This is a genomic window from Bordetella parapertussis, from assembly GCF_020735925.1.
Classification (GTDB): Bacteria; Pseudomonadota; Gammaproteobacteria; order Burkholderiales; family Burkholderiaceae_B; genus Bordetella; species Bordetella pertussis.
The window spans coordinates 2,426,256-2,440,942 of sequence record NZ_CP085971.1 but is presented as its reverse complement, the minus strand read 5'-3'; the positions used below and the strand labels follow the sequence as shown (position 1 = coordinate 2,440,942).

General features: G+C 70.5%; 16 protein-coding genes and 2 pseudogenes. 17 read left to right on the top strand and 1 reads right to left on the bottom strand.

Annotated features, from left to right (window positions below; genetic code table 11):
* Positions 1–41 precede the first annotated feature (41 nt).
* A pseudogene (locus tag LK409_RS11645) lies at positions 42–1,585 on the top strand (NfeD family protein).
* 43 nt (positions 1,586–1,628) lie between these two features.
* A complete protein-coding gene (locus LK409_RS11640; RefSeq protein WP_003811441.1) occupies positions 1,629–2,390 on the top strand; it encodes a slipin family protein in 762 nt (253 codons plus the stop codon).
* Positions 2,391–2,419: 29 nt separating this feature from the next.
* Here the strand turns inward: LK409_RS11640 and LK409_RS11635 are convergent.
* Positions 2,420–2,974 (bottom strand): annotated as a pseudogene (locus LK409_RS11635) (amino acid ABC transporter ATP-binding protein); the annotation flags it as partial.
* On the opposite strand from LK409_RS11635, the gene LK409_RS22810 reads away from it, so the two are divergent.
* The 15 genes from LK409_RS22810 to LK409_RS11560 all read left to right on the top strand — a co-directional run bounded on the left by LK409_RS22810 (position 2,891) and on the right by LK409_RS11560 (position 14,663).
* Positions 2,891–3,163: a chaperone NapD gene (locus LK409_RS22810; RefSeq protein ID WP_049788764.1), complete on the top strand. Its 273-nt coding sequence runs from the start codon at positions 2,891–2,893 to the stop codon at positions 3,161–3,163. The pseudogene LK409_RS11635 and the gene LK409_RS22810 sit on opposite strands and share 84 nt — an antisense overlap.
* Positions 3,147–5,642, top strand: a complete 2,496-nt coding sequence (napA, locus tag LK409_RS11625) for a periplasmic nitrate reductase subunit alpha (RefSeq protein WP_010928685.1) — start codon at positions 3,147–3,149, stop codon at positions 5,640–5,642. Before LK409_RS22810 ends, napA begins: the two co-directional genes overlap by 17 nt.
* 19 nt (positions 5,643–5,661) lie before the next feature.
* The gene (locus LK409_RS11620) at positions 5,662–6,138 is read left to right on the top strand and encodes a nitrate reductase cytochrome c-type subunit (RefSeq protein ID WP_003811425.1); all 477 of its coding nucleotides are present in this window, start codon (positions 5,662–5,664) and stop codon (positions 6,136–6,138) included.
* A 16-nt stretch (positions 6,139–6,154) separates the two neighbouring features.
* Positions 6,155–6,796 (top strand): cytochrome c3 family protein, encoded by a 642-nt coding sequence (locus LK409_RS11615; protein ID WP_041937229.1) that lies wholly within the window; start codon positions 6,155–6,157, stop codon positions 6,794–6,796.
* Complete coding sequence (ccmA, locus tag LK409_RS11610) at positions 6,783–7,457, top strand: heme ABC exporter ATP-binding protein CcmA (RefSeq protein WP_010928683.1); 675 nt, start codon at positions 6,783–6,785, stop codon at positions 7,455–7,457. The genes LK409_RS11615 and ccmA overlap by 14 nt, the downstream gene beginning before the upstream one ends.
* A complete protein-coding gene (gene ccmB / locus LK409_RS11605; protein ID WP_010928682.1) occupies positions 7,423–8,088 on the top strand; it encodes a heme exporter protein CcmB in 666 nt (221 codons plus the stop codon). The genes ccmA and ccmB overlap by 35 nt, the downstream gene beginning before the upstream one ends.
* A gap of 7 nt (positions 8,089–8,095) precedes the next feature.
* A complete protein-coding gene (gene ccmC / locus LK409_RS11600; RefSeq protein ID WP_003811417.1) occupies positions 8,096–8,881 on the top strand; it encodes a heme ABC transporter permease CcmC in 786 nt (261 codons plus the stop codon).
* The gene (locus LK409_RS11595; RefSeq protein ID WP_010928680.1) at positions 8,878–9,030 is read left to right on the top strand and encodes a heme exporter protein CcmD; all 153 of its coding nucleotides are present in this window, start codon (positions 8,878–8,880) and stop codon (positions 9,028–9,030) included. Before ccmC ends, LK409_RS11595 begins: the two co-directional genes overlap by 4 nt.
* Positions 9,017–9,478, top strand: coding sequence for a cytochrome c maturation protein CcmE (gene ccmE / locus LK409_RS11590; protein WP_010928679.1), 462 nt, complete (start codon positions 9,017–9,019; stop codon positions 9,476–9,478). Before LK409_RS11595 ends, ccmE begins: the two co-directional genes overlap by 14 nt.
* Positions 9,475–11,469: a heme lyase CcmF/NrfE family subunit gene (locus LK409_RS11585; RefSeq protein ID WP_010928678.1), complete on the top strand. Its 1,995-nt coding sequence runs from the start codon at positions 9,475–9,477 to the stop codon at positions 11,467–11,469. The genes ccmE and LK409_RS11585 overlap by 4 nt, the downstream gene beginning before the upstream one ends.
* Positions 11,469–11,990: a DsbE family thiol:disulfide interchange protein gene (locus LK409_RS11580; protein WP_003811410.1), complete on the top strand. Its 522-nt coding sequence runs from the start codon at positions 11,469–11,471 to the stop codon at positions 11,988–11,990. The genes LK409_RS11585 and LK409_RS11580 overlap by 1 nt, the downstream gene beginning before the upstream one ends.
* A complete protein-coding gene (locus LK409_RS11575; protein ID WP_010928677.1) occupies positions 11,987–12,409 on the top strand; it encodes a cytochrome c-type biogenesis protein in 423 nt (140 codons plus the stop codon). Before LK409_RS11580 ends, LK409_RS11575 begins: the two co-directional genes overlap by 4 nt.
* Positions 12,406–13,635, top strand: coding sequence for a c-type cytochrome biogenesis protein CcmI (ccmI, locus tag LK409_RS11570; protein WP_010928676.1), 1,230 nt, complete (start codon positions 12,406–12,408; stop codon positions 13,633–13,635). The genes LK409_RS11575 and ccmI overlap by 4 nt, the downstream gene beginning before the upstream one ends.
* A gap of 78 nt (positions 13,636–13,713) precedes the next feature.
* The gene (locus LK409_RS11565; protein ID WP_010928675.1) at positions 13,714–14,127 is read left to right on the top strand and encodes a PliI family lysozyme inhibitor of I-type lysozyme; all 414 of its coding nucleotides are present in this window, start codon (positions 13,714–13,716) and stop codon (positions 14,125–14,127) included.
* A 113-nt stretch (positions 14,128–14,240) separates the two neighbouring features.
* A complete protein-coding gene (locus LK409_RS11560) occupies positions 14,241–14,663 on the top strand; it encodes a RidA family protein (protein ID WP_003811403.1) in 423 nt (140 codons plus the stop codon).
* Positions 14,664–14,687 lie beyond the last annotated feature (24 nt).

Here is a 14,687-nt window from a genome sequence, read left to right as displayed (position 1 = left end):
CGGCCGGCGCGCGCGGGCACGGGCCTTGCTGACCGGCGGGCGTGAAACGGAACTACGCCCGCAAAAGGAGTACGCTGGACCCAACGAGGCGGGCTCGCCGCCCGCCGTCGTCCGCCCACCGCGATTTGGGGGATACGAGCATGCATGCCCGCGTCCCGAGGCTGGTCGCCGATTTATTGCACCTATTGCGCCTGTTGGGCTGCCTGGCCGCCCTGCTGCTGCCGGCCGCCTGGGACGGCGCGCGCGCGGCCGACAGTGCCGCCCCGGCGCCGCGCACGGCCGTGGTGCTGTCGCTGGACGGGATCGTCGGGCCGGCCAGCGCCGACTACGTGTCGCGCGGTCTGGCCGGCGCCGCCGCGCAGCATGCGCTGGTCGTGCTGCGCATCGACACCCCGGGCGGACTGGAGATGCGTCGATGCGCGAGATCATCCGCGCCATCCTGGCCTCGCCCGTGCCGGTGCTGGCCTATGTGGCGCCGGGCGGCGCCCGGGCGGCCAGCGCGGGGACCTACATCCTGTACGCAAGCCATGTGGCGGCCATGGCGCCGGCCACCAACCTGGGCGCGGCCACCCCGGTGTCGCTGGGCGGCGGCTTCACGCCGTCGGACGACAAGACAGAGCCCGACAAGACGGACGCCAAGGCGCCGGCCGATGGCGGCAAGCCGGCCACGCCGCGCAATGCCGCCGAATACAAGGCCATCAACGACGCGGTGGCCTATATCCGCGCGCTGGCCGATCTGCGCGGCCGCAACGCCGACTGAGCCGAGCAGGCGGTGCGCGAGGCGGCGTCTCTGTCGGCCAGCCAGGCGCTGGCGCGAAATGTGATCGATATCGTGGCCGAGGACACCCCCGCCCTCCTCGCCCAGGCCGACGGCCGCACGGTGCGCGTGGGCGCGGCCAATGTCGTGCTGCACACCAGCGGCCTGGCGCTGGTCGAGCGCGGGCCCGACTGGCGTACGCGCCTGCTGGGCGTGATCACCAATCCCAATCTGGCGCTGATCCTGCTGATGGTGGGCGTGTACGGGCTGATCTTCGAATTCATGAGCCCCGGCGCGCTGTTTCCGGGCGTGCTCGGCGCCATCTGCCTGTTGCTGGGCCTGTATGCCTTGTCGGTGCTGCCGCTGAGCTACGCCGGCGCGGGCCTGGTCGCGCTGGGCGCGGCGTTGATGGTGGCGGAGATCTTCACACCCTCGCTGGGCGCGCTGGGCGTGGGCGGCGCGCTGTCGTTCGTGCTGGGCGCGACCATGCTGGTCGACGCGGATACGCCCGCCTACGCGGTGTCGCTGCCGCTGGTGGGCGGCGTGGCGGTGGCCAGCCTGGGGCTGACTTTCCTGATCGCGCGGCTGGCGCTGCGCTCGCGGCGCGCGCCGCAGGTCAGCGGCGCGCAGGGCCTGGTCGGCCGGCGCGGCCGCGTCCTGAGCTGGGAGTACGATCAGGGTTACGTCGCGGCCGACGGCGAACGCTGGCGCGCGCGCGGCCCGGCCGGCCTGGCCGCCGGCGACGCCGTGACGATCCACGCCGTGCAGGGCGTGACGCTGCATGTGGCGCCGGAGCCGCCGGCGCCGCAAGCGCCCTCCCGCCCGTGACCCGCGGGCGGCCCCCGACTACCCTTTCCTTCCGGAGTGCGCCATGTTCATGAACCTCGCTTTCTACCTCCCCATCCTCGTGCTGTTGCTGGCCCTGATCGCACTGGCCGTGCGCATCCTGCGCGAGTACGAGCGCGGCGTGATCTTCACGCTGGGGCGCTTCACGGGCGTCAAGGGGCCCGGCCTGATCCTGATCATCCCCGTGGTGCAGCAGATGGTGCGGGTCGACCAGCGCACGTCCGTCTTCGACGTTCCCAGCCAGGACGTGATCTCGCGCGACAACGTGTCGGTCAAGGTCAACGCGGTGATCTATTTCCGGGTGATCGATCCGGAGCGCTCGGTGATCCAGGTGGAGAACTTCCGCCAGGCCACCAGCGAGCTGGCCCAGACCACGCTGCGCTCGGTGCTGGGCAAGCACGACCTGGACGAAATGCTGTCCGAGCGCGACAAGCTGAATATCGACATCCAGGAGATCCTCGACGCGCAGACCGATGCCTGGGGCATCAAGGTCGCCAATGTGGAAATCAAGCATATCGACCTGAACGAAAGCATGGTGCGCGTGATCGCGCGCCAGGCCGAGGCCGAACGCGAGCGGCGCGCCAAGGTCATCAACGCCGAGGGCGAGGAGCAGGCCGCGCAGAAGCTGCTGGATGCCGCGCGCACGCTGGCGCAGCAGCCCGAGGCGATGCAGTTGCGCTATCTGAGCACGCTGGCCGTGATCGGCGCGCAGAACAATTCCACCGTGGTGTTCCCCTTCCCCACCGACCTGGCCGGCGCGCTGGGGCGCTGGGCGCAGAAGCAGTAAGGCCCGCCGGCGCTGGCCGTGCGCCGGGCCTACAGCATGTGGGCGAGGAATTCGCGCGTGCGGGGATGCTGCGGCGCGTCGAAGAAGCGGTCGGACGCGGCTTCCTCGAGGATGCGGCCTTCGTCCATGAAGACGACGCGGTGCGCGGCCTTGCGGGCGAAGCCCATCTCGTGGGTGACGACCAGCATGGTCATGTGCTCGTCGGCCAGCTGGCGCATGGTGCGCAGCACTTCGCCCGTGAGCTCGGGGTCGAGCGCCGAGGTGGGCTCGTCGAACAGCATGATGTCCGGCTCCATGGCCAGCGCGCGGGCGATGGCCACGCGCTGCTTCTGGCCGCCCGAGAGCCGGCCGGGGTAGTTGTCGCGCTTGGCCAGCAGGCCGACCTTGCGCAGCAGCTCTTCGGCCTTGGGGATCACGGCGTCGCGGCGCAGGCCCTTGACCGTGACCGGCGCCTCGATCACGTTCTGCAGCACCGTCATGTGCGGAAACAGGTTGAACGACTGGAACACCATGCCCATCTTGCGGCAGAGGCGGCGCACGTCGGCATCGGCGGCGTACTGGCTCTTGCCGCCGGGCACGGCGCGGAAATCCATGCGGTGTCCGATACCGGCAAGCTGGTCGTCACGCTCGAAGCCCACAGCACAGGCGAAATGCTGGAGCGCATCGCCGCCGTGCAGGGCCAGGACGGCGTGCTCGCTTCGGCGATGGTCTATCAACATATCGATACTTTGGACTCGATGAACGAGGAGATTGACGATGTCAATGGCTCGTAGGGATTTCATCAAGCAGACCGCCGCCGCGGCCGCCGCCACCGTGGCCGGGGTGCCGTTGACGGGGTATACCCAGAACATCGTGACCGAGTCCGAGGCCGCCAAGCTCAAGTGGTCCAAGGCGCCCTGTAGATTCTGCGGCACCGGCTGCGGCGTGAACGTGGCCGTCAAGGACAACCAGGTAGTGGCCACGCACGGCGACTTCAACGCCGAGGTCAACAAGGGCCTGAACTGCGTCAAGGGTTATTTCCTGTCCAAGATCATGTACGGCAGCGATCGCCTGACGCAGCCGCTGTTGCGCATTAAGGACGGCAAGTACGCCAAGGACGGCGAGTTCGCGCCCGTGTCCTGGGACCAGGCCTTCGACGTGATGGCCGAGCAGTTCAAGCGGGTGCTCAAGGACAAGGGGCCGGAAGCGGTCGGGATGTTCGGCTCGGGCCAGTGGACCGTGTGGGAAGGCTACGCCGCGCTCAAGCTGATGAAGGCGGGCTTTCGCACCAACAACCTCGACCCCAACGCGCGCCACTGCATGGCCTCGGCCGCGGTGGGTTTCATGCGCACCTTCGGCGCCGACGAGCCGATGGGCTGTTACGACGATATCGAAAACGCCGACGCGTTCGTGCTGTGGGGCTCGAACATGGCGGAGATGCACCCCATCCTGTGGACGCGCGTCACCGACCGGCGCCTGAGCGCGCCGGCCACCAAGGTGGCGGTGCTGTCGACCTTCGAGCACCGCTCGTACGAGCTGGCCGACCTGACGCTGACGTTCGAGCCGCAAAGCGACCTGGCGATCCTCAACTACATCGCCAACCACATCATCCGGACCAAGCGCGTCAACCGCGACTTCGTCGACAAGCACACGGTGTTCCGCGAGGGCAACGCCGATATCGGCTATGGCCTGCGCCCCGAGCACCCGCTGCAGCAGGCGGCCAGGAACGCCGGCGACGCGGGCGGCTCCAAGCCGATCACCTTCGACGACTTCGCGCGCTTCGTCTCCAAGTACGACCTGGAATACACCGCCAAGCTGAGCGGCGTGCCCAAGAACCGCCTGGAGGAGCTGGCCGAGCTGTACGCCGACCCGAAGGTGCGCGTCACCTCGTTCTGGACCATGGGTTTCAACCAGCACACGCGCGGCGTGTGGTGCAACAACATGGTCTACAACATCCATTTGCTGACCGGCAAGATCTCCACCCCGGGCAACAGCCCGTTCTCGCTGACCGGCCAGCCCTCGGCCTGCGGCACCGCGCGCGAGGTGGGCACCTTCTCGCACCGCCTGCCGGCCGACCTGGTGGTCACCAACCCCGAGCACCGCCGCCACGCCGAGGAGATCTGGAAGCTGCCCGACGGCACGATTCCGTCCAAGGTGGGCGCGCACGCCGTGCTGCAGAACCGCATGCTCAAGGACGGCAAGATCAACGCCTACTGGGTGATGGTCAACAACAATATGCAGGCCGCCGCCAACCTGATGAACGAGGGCCTGCCCGGCTACCGCAACCCCGAGAACTTCATCGTGGTGTCCGACGCCTACCCGACGGTCACCACCCTGTCGGCCGACCTGATCCTGCCGGCGGCCATGTGGGTGGAGAAGGAAGGCGCCTACGGCAACGCCGAAAGGCGCACCCAGTTCTGGCACCAGCTGGTCGACGCCCCGGGCCAGGCGCGCTCGGACCTGTGGCAGCTGGTGGAATTCTCCAAGCGCTTCAAGGTCGAGGAAGTCTGGCCGGCCGACCTGCTAGCCAAGAAGCCCGAGTATCGCGGCAAGACGCTCTACGACGTGCTGTTCGCCAACGGCAAGGTCAACCAGTTCCCCAACACCGAGCTGGACCCGGAGTACGCCAACCAGGAGGCGCAGGCCTTCGGCTTCTACCTGCAGAAGGGCCTGTTCGAGGAATACGCCGAGTTCGGCCGCGGCCATGGCCACGACCTGGCGCCGTTCGACGTCTACCACAAGGCGCGCGGCCTGCGCTGGCCGGTGGTCGACGGCAAGGAAACCCTGTGGCGCTACCGCGAAGGGTCCGATCCCTACGTCAAGCCGGGCACGGGTTTCCAGTTCTACGGCAACCCCGACGGCAAGGCGGTGATCTTCGCCCTGCCCTACGAGCCGCCGCCCGAGGCGCCGGACAAGGAGTACCCCTTCTGGCTGTCGACCGGCCGCGTGCTGGAGCACTGGCACTCGGGCTCGATGACGCGGCGCGTGCCCGAGCTGTACAAGGCCTTTCCGGAGGCGGTCTGTTTCATGCACCCCGACGACGCCCAGGCGCTGGGCGTGCGGCGCGGCGTCGAGGTCGAGGTGGTGTCGCGGCGCGGCAAGATGCGCACCCGCGTGGAGACGCGCGGACGCGACAAGCCGCCGCGCGGCCTGGTGTTCGTGCCATGGTTCGACGCCGGCCAGCTGATCAACAAGGTCACGCTGGACGCCACCGACCCGATCTCGTTCCAGACCGACTTCAAGAAATGCGCGGTCAAGATCGTGAAGGTCTGACCAGGACAGGGAGACAGCCATGAGCTTACGCACCGCCGCCATCGTCCTGTCCGTCGCGCTGGGCGCTGCCGCCTGGGCCGCGCCGCCCCTGCCGCTGCAGGACCCCATGCGCGGGCCCACGCCGGTGGCCGACGAGACCAATCCGCCGCTGATGAGCCCGGTCGAGAACAAGGATATCCGCCGCGTGCGGACCTACTCCATGCAGCCGCCGACCATTCCGCACAAGATCGACGGCTACCAGATCGACAAGAATTTCAACCGCTGCCTGGCCTGCCATGCGCGCGTGAACACCGAGGAGACGCAGGCGCCGCCGCTGAGCGTGACCCACTACATGGACCGCGACAGCAACGTGCTGGCCGAGGTGTCGCCGCGCCGCTATTTCTGTGTGCAATGCCACGTGCCGCAGGCCGAAGCGCGCCCGTTGGTGTCCAATACCTTCCAGGATATCGACGTGATCCTCAAGCGCCTGACGGCGCCGAAACCGGACCAGAAATGACGGGCGGGTGCCAGCCATGAGAGAACTCATCAAGCGCTATTGGGACATCATCCGCCGCCCCAGCGTGCATTTCAGCCTGGGCTTTCTGACCGTCGGCGGCTTCGTCGGCGGCATCCTGTTCTGGGGCGCCTTCAACACCGCCATGGAGCTGACCAACACCGAGCAGTTCTGTACCGGCTGCCACGAGATGCGCGACAACGTGTATGCCGAGCTCAAGGGCACCATCCACTACACCAACCGCTCGGGCGTGCGCGCCATCTGCTCGGACTGCCACGTGCCGCACAACTGGACCGACAAGATCGCCCGCAAGACGCAGGCCTCCAAGGAAGTCTGGGGCAAGATCTTCGGCACCATCAATACGCGCGAGAAGTTCGTCGAGAAGCGGCTGGAGCTGGCCCAGCACGAATGGGCGCGCCTGAAGGCCAACGACTCGCTCGAGTGCCGCAACTGCCACAACTACGAATCGATGGACTTCACGCGCCAGAGCATGCGCGCGCAGAACATGCACTCGACCTATCTGGCGGACAAGAGCAAGACCTGCATCGATTGCCACAAGGGCATCGCCCACACGCTGCCGAGGATGCCGCCGGACCAGACCTCGCTGGCGCCGCCCGCGGCAGGCCCGGCGCGCGCGGATACCGGCCATGCAGAACGCTGAGGCCGCGCCCGCCCTGCTGGCCGCGCACGGCCTGGTGGGACGGCGCGGCGGCCGCCGGCCGCTGGACCTGAACCTGCGCCCGGGGCAGCTGGTGCATGTGCGCGGCGCCAACGGCAGCGGCAAGACCAGCCTGCTGCGCACGCTGGCCGGACTGCTGCGGCCGCGGCGCGGCGAGGTGCGCTGGAACGGCGCCGACATCCATGCCGACCTGCCCGGCTACTACCTGCACATGGCGCACCTGGGCCACGACAATGGCTGCAGCGATGCGTTGACCGCGCGCGAGAACCTGCGCTACGCGCTGCACGTGGCCGGCGCCCCGCGCGCCGAGCCGGAACTGGAGCGGGCCTTGCGGGACTGGGGCCTGGCCGCCGGCGCCGACGCGCCGGCCGCGCGCCTGTCGCAGGGCCAGGGCCGCCGGCTGGCGCTGGCGCGCGTGATGCTGTCGCGCAAACGGCTGTGGCTGCTCGACGAGCCCGACGCCGGCCTGGACGCCGCCAGCCTGCAGCGGCTGCACGGCATGCTGGACGCACACCTGGCCGGCGGCGGCGCGGCCGTGCTGGCTTCGCATCGCGGCGGCGGCGCCTGGGCCGGTTGTACGCAAACCCTGGAACTGGACGAATACGCGCATGCTGAAGTCGTTGGCGCAGATTGCCTGGCGTGAGCTCCGGCTGGCCTGGCGCAGGCCGGCCGATACGCTGGGCGCCACGCTGTTTTTCGTGGTGGCGGGCACGCTGTTTCCCTTGGCGCTGGGTCCGGATCCGCAGCTGCTGGCCGCCATCGGCCCGGGCGTGCTGTGGGTGTCGGCCCTGCTAGCGATCCTGCTTTCGCTGCAGCAGCCCTTCGTCCACGACCACGGCAGCGGCGCCCTGGAGCAATTGCTGGTCTCGCCCCATCCCCTGCCGGTGCTGGTCGGCCTGAAGCTGGCGGCGCACTGGCTGGCCACCTGCGCCCCGCTGATCCTGGCCAGCCCTTTCCTGGCGCTGCAGTTCGGGTTGTCGGCCCAGGCGGTCGGCGTGCTGGCGCTGTCGCTGCTGCTGGGTACGCCCACGCTGGCCTTGATAGGCGGGCTGGGCGCGGCCCTGACGCTGGGCCTGCGCGGCGGCGCCCTGCTGCCGCTGGTGGTGCTGCCGCTGTACGTGCCGGTGCTGATCTTCGGCAGCGGCGCCGTGGCCGCCACCGCGTCCGGCCTGGGCGCCTGGCCGCAATTGTCCCTGCTGGGCGCATGCCTGTGCCTGGCGATCCTGTTGTGCCCGTGGAGCGCCTCGGCGGCGCTGCGCGTGGCGTTGGAGTAAGCCCGCCATGTCGAAATCATCGGCCGCCCTGCCCGTGCGCGACCGCCCCGCCGGCGGTCGCGGCTGGCTGCGCTATGCCTCGCCCGCCGTCTTCTACCCCATGGCCGGCCGCTGGGCGCCGCGCCTGGGCGCGCTGGCCGCGCTGCTGGCGGCCGCCGGACTCTACCTGGGGCTGGCGGTGGCGCCGGTCGACAGCCAGCAAGGCGAGGTCTACCGCATCCTGTTCGTGCACGTGGCAGCGGCCTGGATGTCGATGTTCCTGTACCTGGTCATGGCCGGCTATGCCGCGCTGGGGCTGGTCTACAACACGCGGCTGTCGTTCATGATGATGCGGGCGCTGGCGCCCACCGGCGCGCTCTTCACCGCCGCAACCTTGTGGACCGGGGCCTTGTGGGGCAAGCCGACCTGGGGCGCCTGGTGGGTCTGGGACGCGCGCCTGACCTCCGAGCTGATCCTGCTGTTTCTCTACCTGGGCTTCATGGCGCTGCAGGCGGCCGCCGGCGACACGCGGCGCGCCGACCGAGGCGGCGCCATCCTGCTGCTGGTGGGCGTGATCAACATACCCATCATCTATTTCTCTGTGACCTGGTGGAACACCCTGCACCAGGGCGCCTCGATTTCGCTGACCGCCGCGCCCAGCATGGCGCGCATCATGGTGGCGGCCACCCTGTTGATGGTGGCGGCGTTCTGGGCCTACAGCGCCGCCGTGGCGCTGGCGCGCGTGCGCGTCGTCATCGCCGGCCGCGAACCGGCCGCGGCGGCCGGCGGCCCCTTGTCGCGGGAGGGCTCATGAGCTGGGACGCGCTGTTTTCCCTGCAGGGGCACAGCCCCTATATCCTGGCCGCCTATGGCGGCGCCGCGCTGTTGATCGCGGTCGAACTGGCCGTGCTGTGGCGCGCCGCGCGGCGCCCGCCCACCGGAGGCGACGATGACGACGCGTAGAGGCCGCCGCGCGCTGCTGATCGCCGGCGGCGTGGGCCTGCTGGCGCTGGCCGCCGCGCTGGTGCTCAATGCGCTGCGTTCGAACCTGGTGTTCTTTTTCAGTCCCACGCAGGTGCACGCGCACGAGGCGCCGTCCAGCGGCAGCTTCCGCGTCGGCGGCCTGGTGCGCGCCGGCTCGGTCGAACGCGCCGCCGACGGCCTGACCCTGCGTTTCGTCGTCACCGATACGGTGCGCGAGGTGCCGGTGGCCTATACCGGGCTGCTGCCGGCGCTGTTTCGCGAAGGCAAGGGCGTGGTGGTGGCGGGCACCATGGGCGCCGACGGCGTGTTCCGCGCCACCGAGGTGCTGGCCAAGCACAACGAGAACTACATGCCGCCGCAGGCCGCCGACGCACTCAGGCAGGCGGGCGCCCTGCCGAGCGCCACCTTGCAGACGGAGGCGCGATGATCCCGGAAATCGGCCTGTTCAGCCTCATCCTGGCGTTGCTGGTTGCCATCGTGCAGGGCGTGCTGCCGCTGGTGGGCGCATCGACCGGCTGGCAGGCCGGCCTGCGGGTGGCGCGGCCGGCCGCCGTCACCCAATTCTGCCTGGTCACCGTGGCCATGGGCTGCCTGGCGTGGTCGTTCCTGGACAACGATTTCTCGGTGCTGTATGTGGCGGGCAACTCGCACGCCGACCTGCCCGCCGCCTACCGCTTCGCGGCGCTATGGGGCGGCCACGAGGGATCGCTGCTGCTGTGGCTGTACCTGCTGACCGCCTGGACGCTGGCGGTGGCGCTGCACAGCCGCGCGCTGCCGCCGGCCTTCGCGGCGCGCGTGCTGGCCGTCATGGCCTGGATCAGCATCGGCTTCCTGCTGTTCCTGCTGTTCCTGTCCAATCCGTTCGAGCGCCTGATGCCGCCGGCGCAGGCCGGACGCGACTTGAACCCCTTGCTGCAGGATCCGGGCATGATCGTGCATCCGCCCATGCTGTACATGGGCTATGTGGGCTTTTCGGTGGCGTTCGCCTTCGCCATCGCCGCGCTGCTGTCGGGCGAGCTGGACGCCATCTGGGCGCGCTGGGTGCGGCCCTGGACCTTGCTGGCCTGGATGTTCCTGACCATCGGCATCCTGCTGGGCAGCGCCTGGGCCTACTACGTCCTGGGCTGGGGCGGCTGGTGGTTCTGGGATCCGGTCGAGAACGCCTCGTTCATGCCGTGGCTGGCCGGCACGGCGCTGATCCATTCCCTGATCGTCACGGAGCGGCGCGGCGCCTTCCGCAGCTGGACGGTGCTGCTGGCCATCGCGGCGTTCTCGCTGAGCATACTGGGTACTTTCCTGGTGCGCTCCGGCGTGCTGACCTCGGTGCACGCCTTCGCGGTCGATCCCGGCCGCGGGCTGTACATCCTGGGCTTCATGACGCTGATCGTGGGCGGCTCGCTGGCCCTGTACGCCTGGCGCGCGCCCACCGTAGGCCTTGGCGGGGGCTTCGCCCTGCTGTCGCGCGAATCGCTGCTGCTCAGCAACAACGTGGTGCTGGCCGCGGCTACCGGCGCGGTGCTGCTGGGCACGCTGTACCCGGTGGCGCTGGACGTGCTGGACTGGGGCAAGATCTCGATCGGCCCGCCCTACTTCGAGGCGGTGTTCGTGCCGCTGATGACGCCGGCGATCTTCCTGATGGGCGTGGGACCGATGGCGCGCTGGAAGCACAGCGCCGTGCCGGACCTGGCGCAGCGCCTGCGCATTGCCTTCGGCGTGAGCCTGGCCACCGCGCTGACGGTGCCGCTGGCCTGGCCCGGCGCGCGCGCCTGGCCAGGCTCGCCGCTGATCGTATTGGGCCTGTGGCTGGCGGCCTGGTCGGTCGCCAGCGCCGCCGCGCATGCCTGGCAGCGCCTGGCCGACGGCGAAGGCTCGTGGGCGCGGCGCCTGCGCCGCCAGCCGCGCGCCTGGTACGGCATGCTGCTGGCGCACGCCGGCGTGGGCGTGTTCATCGCCGGCGTGACGCTGGCCAATGGCTATGAGGACAAGCAGGAATTGCGCATGGACATCGGCGCCACGCAGGCCGCCGGCGGCTACCAGTTCACCTTCGCCGGTATCGCGCCGGCCGCCGGCCCCAACTACCAGGCCGAACGCGCCCGCTTCGTGGTCACGCGCGACGGCCGGCCGGTGGTCACGCTGCATCCCGAGAAACGCCACTACACGGTGCAGGGCATGCCGCTCAGCCATGCCGCCATCGACACCCGCTTTACCCGTGACCTGTTCGTGGCGCTGGGCGAGCCGGTCGGCCAGCGGGCCTGGACGGTGCGGCTGCAGGTCAAGCCCTTCATGGCCTGGATCTGGTCGGGTTGCGTGCTGATGGCGCTGGGCGGCCTGATGGCGGCAACCGACCGGCGCTACCGCCAGTGGCGCGCCGCCGAAGCGCGCCAAGCGGTGACGGCGGTGGCGCGGGAGGCCGGCTGATGCTGCGCTACCTGTTGCCGCTGGCGGCCTTTCTGGCCATGGCCGCGTTCCTGGCGCTGGGCCTGGGGCGCGACCCGCGCGCCCTGCCCTCGGCCATGCTGGACAAGCCGGCCCCGCCCATCGGCCTGCCGCTGCTGCAAGGCGACGGGCGGCGGCTGGAAGTCGCCCAGCTGCGCGGGCGCGTCTGGGTGCTCAACGTCTGGGCTTCCTGGTGCGCGCCCTGCCGCGAAGAGCTGCCCTTGCTGCAGGAAGTCGGACCGCGCGACGCGGTGCCCATCTACGGGCTCAACTACAAGGACAAGCCCGAGGACGCGCGCGCCTGGCTGGCCCGCCACGGCAATCCGTACGTGGCCTCGGCCAGCGACGTGGACGGCCGCGTCGGCATCGAGTACGGCGTCTATGGCGTGCCGGAAACCTTTGTCATCGACGGGGCCGGCCGCATCCGCTACCGCCAGCTCGGCGTGTTGACGCCGCAGATCTGGCGCGAGCGCCTGCTGCCCGTCATCGAGGGCCTGCGATGAGGCGCGCGGCCCTGCTGCTGGGGTTGTGGCTGCTGCTGGGCGCCCCGGCGGCGGCCGATATCGCGCAGCGCGAGCTGCGCCTGGCGCACTCGCTGCGCTGCCTGGTCTGCCAGAACCAGACCCTGGCCGAATCCAACGCGCCGCTGGCGCACGATATGCGCGCCCTGATCCGCCAGCAGCTGGCCGATGGCCGCAGCGACGAGGAAGTGATGCAGTTCTTCGAGGACCGCTACGGCGATTTCGTGCGCTACGAGCCGCCCTTCAAGCCGGCGACCTGGCTGCTGTGGCTGGGGCCGTTCGCCCTGCTGCTGGCCGGCTTCGTGGTCCTGTGGCGCGCGCTGGCGCGCCGCCCCGGCGCGGCGCCGCTGACCGACGCGCAGCGCGCCCGCGCCGAACGCTTTCTGGACGAGGAATCATGACCGCGCTGTGGCTGATCGTGCTGCTGTTGCTGCTGGCCACGCTGGCGGCGCTGATCCTGCCCATGCTGCGCCGCGAGCGCGCGGCCGGCCCGGCCGACGCGGCGGCCACGGTGCGCGCCTTCTACCAGGCGCAGCGCGCGCAGCTGCAGCGCGAACTGCGCGAGGGCGCCTTGACCGCCCAGGCCCATGCGCGCGCCGAGGAAGAACTGCAGCGCGAATTGCTGCAGGCCCTGGACGCGCGCCGCGACACCGCGCCCGCGCCGGCGCGGCGCGCCAGCCTGGCGGCGGCCTGCGCGCTGAGCGTGGCCGTGCCGGTCGCGGCCATGCTGCTGTACCAGCATCTGGGCGACCCGCGCGCGGCCGCCTCGATGATGCTGGCCGCGCCGCAGGACGCCCACGCCGAGGATGCCGCGCAGGACATGACCCAGGCCATCGGCGCGCTGGCCGAGCGCCTGCGCCGCCAGCCCGACGACGCCGAGGGCTGGTACATGCTGGCGCGCTCGTACGAGACGCTGGGGCGCTATGACGACGCGGTCGCCGCCTATATGGAAACCGTGCGCCTGGTGCCGGACCAGCCGGCGCTGCTGGCCGACCTGGCCGACGCCTTGCTGTCGGCCAATGGCGGCGCGCCCGACGCCAAGTCCGAGCGCGTCATCGCCCAGGCGCTGGCCTTGCAGCCCGACCAGCCCAAGGCGCTGGCGTTGGCAGGCATGGCGGCCTTGCGGCGCGGCGACGCGGCGCAGGCCCTGGCGCACTGGCAGCGCCTCAAGACGCTGCTGCCGCCCGATTCGCCGGCCGCCGCGCAGATCGACAACAACATCGCGCAGGCGCGCGCCATGGCCACGGGCGCGCCGCCCGCGCCCGCGCCGCAGGCGGCGGCGCCGGACAGCCTGGCCGGCCATGCGTCGATCGCCGCGGCGCTGCGCGCGCAGGTGGCCGATACCGATACCGTGTTCATCCTGGCGCGCCCGGCCGACGGCGGGCGCATGCCGCTGGCCATCCTGCGCAAGCAGGTACGCGAGCTGCCGCTGGACTTCACCCTCGACCGCGCCCAGGCCATGTCGCCGGCGGCCACGCTGGCCCAGGCGAGCACGGTGGACGTGGAAATCCGCGTGAGCCGCGCCGGCGCCGCCGAGGCCCGGCCTGGCGACCTGGTCGGCGTGCTGCGCGGCGTGGCGGTGGGCAGCCGCGGCCTGCGATTGGTGGCCGACACGGTGGTGCGCTGACGCGCGCTTGCGCCATTGCCGCCCAGCCCATACAGTGGCGGGGCCGGCGCCTGCCGCCCTGTCCGAGGAATAGCCGCCATGCCGTCTTGCCGTCCACGCCTTGCCCTGGCCTGCCTGGCCGTCCTGCTGGCCGTTCCTGCCGCGCCTGTGCTGGCCGCGCCATCGGGCGCCGCGCCCTGCCCGCCCGCCGCACAGGCCGTCAGCGCGCCGCTGTCGAGCGGCGGCGCGGTCGTCGTCAGCAACGGCGCCTGCGAGCCGGCTTCGATCGGCTCGTACGTCGTCAACCGCTACGACGACCTGGACGCCGGCGCCTTTCGCGCCGGGCTGGCCATCGCGCGCGACGGCGTGCTGGTGGAATGGGCGCTGGACGAACGCCAGGGCAAGCGCGTGCTGCGACTGGTCAGCGAAACCGCCGGTTCGGGCGCGTACCGCAACACGCAATACATCGAACTGACCGGCGACGGCGGGCTGCGCCTGCTCGACAGGCCGTAAGGCAAAGCATTGCGCCGCCCGGGCGCTGAACGGCGCGTCGGCTTGCCCTGCCGCGCCATCGCCCCGAGAATGGCTGCTTCGGACTTTTTCATGCTTTGCAGAAGGAAACCCACATGTCTGCCATCACCCGCATTGCCAGCCCCCTGCCCCTGCCCTTTTCGCGCGCGACCATCGCCGGCGGCTTCCTGTTCCTGTCCGGCCAGATTCCGATGGACGCCAACGGCCAGGTGGTGCGCGGCGATATCCGCGCCCAGACCGACGCCGCCATCGCCCGCATACGCGAAACGCTGGCGCTGGCCGGCGCCGGTCTGCAGGACGTGGTGAAGGTGACGGTGTGGCTGTCCGATCTGGCGCTGTTCGCCGATTTCAACGACGCCTACAAACAGCACTTCCAGGACGGCTTCCCGTGCCGCAGCACCGTCGAAGCCAAGCTGGCCATGGAAGTGGACGTGGAGATCGAGGTCCAGGCCTGGATCGGCGACAAGACGCCGCGCGGCGGCGCGAGCTACACGCCGGGGCCCGTGTCGGAAGCCTAAGCCTGCTTCCCGCGTGCCTGTCCC

Bases quoted from the DNA above. Each gene is read 5' to 3' on its own strand.
- LK409_RS11595 (WP_010928680.1), top strand. From the start codon at position 8,878: ATGAGCTGGGACGCGCTGTTTTCCCTGCAGGGGCACAGCCCCTATATC.
- LK409_RS11615 (WP_041937229.1), top strand. From the start codon at position 6,155: ATGAGAGAACTCATCAAGCGCTATTGGGACATCATCCGCCGCCCCAGC.
- ccmA (WP_010928683.1), top strand. From the start codon at position 6,783: ATGCAGAACGCTGAGGCCGCGCCCGCCCTGCTGGCCGCGCACGGCCTG.
- ccmC (WP_003811417.1), top strand. From the start codon at position 8,096: ATGTCGAAATCATCGGCCGCCCTGCCCGTGCGCGACCGCCCCGCCGGC.
- LK409_RS11640 (WP_003811441.1), top strand. From the start codon at position 1,629: ATGTTCATGAACCTCGCTTTCTACCTCCCCATCCTCGTGCTGTTGCTG.
- ccmE (WP_010928679.1), top strand. From the start codon at position 9,017: ATGACGACGCGTAGAGGCCGCCGCGCGCTGCTGATCGCCGGCGGCGTG.
- LK409_RS11580 (WP_003811410.1), top strand. From the start codon at position 11,469: ATGCTGCGCTACCTGTTGCCGCTGGCGGCCTTTCTGGCCATGGCCGCG.
- napA (WP_010928685.1), top strand. From the start codon at position 3,147: ATGTCAATGGCTCGTAGGGATTTCATCAAGCAGACCGCCGCCGCGGCC.
- LK409_RS11560 (WP_003811403.1), top strand. From the start codon at position 14,241: ATGTCTGCCATCACCCGCATTGCCAGCCCCCTGCCCCTGCCCTTTTCG.
- LK409_RS11585 (WP_010928678.1), top strand. From the start codon at position 9,475: ATGATCCCGGAAATCGGCCTGTTCAGCCTCATCCTGGCGTTGCTGGTT.
- ccmB (WP_010928682.1), top strand. From the start codon at position 7,423: ATGCTGAAGTCGTTGGCGCAGATTGCCTGGCGTGAGCTCCGGCTGGCC.
- LK409_RS11575 (WP_010928677.1), top strand. From the start codon at position 11,987: ATGAGGCGCGCGGCCCTGCTGCTGGGGTTGTGGCTGCTGCTGGGCGCC.
- ccmI (WP_010928676.1), top strand. From the start codon at position 12,406: ATGACCGCGCTGTGGCTGATCGTGCTGCTGTTGCTGCTGGCCACGCTG.
- LK409_RS11620 (WP_003811425.1), top strand. From the start codon at position 5,662: ATGAGCTTACGCACCGCCGCCATCGTCCTGTCCGTCGCGCTGGGCGCT.
- LK409_RS11565 (WP_010928675.1), top strand. From the start codon at position 13,714: ATGCCGTCTTGCCGTCCACGCCTTGCCCTGGCCTGCCTGGCCGTCCTG.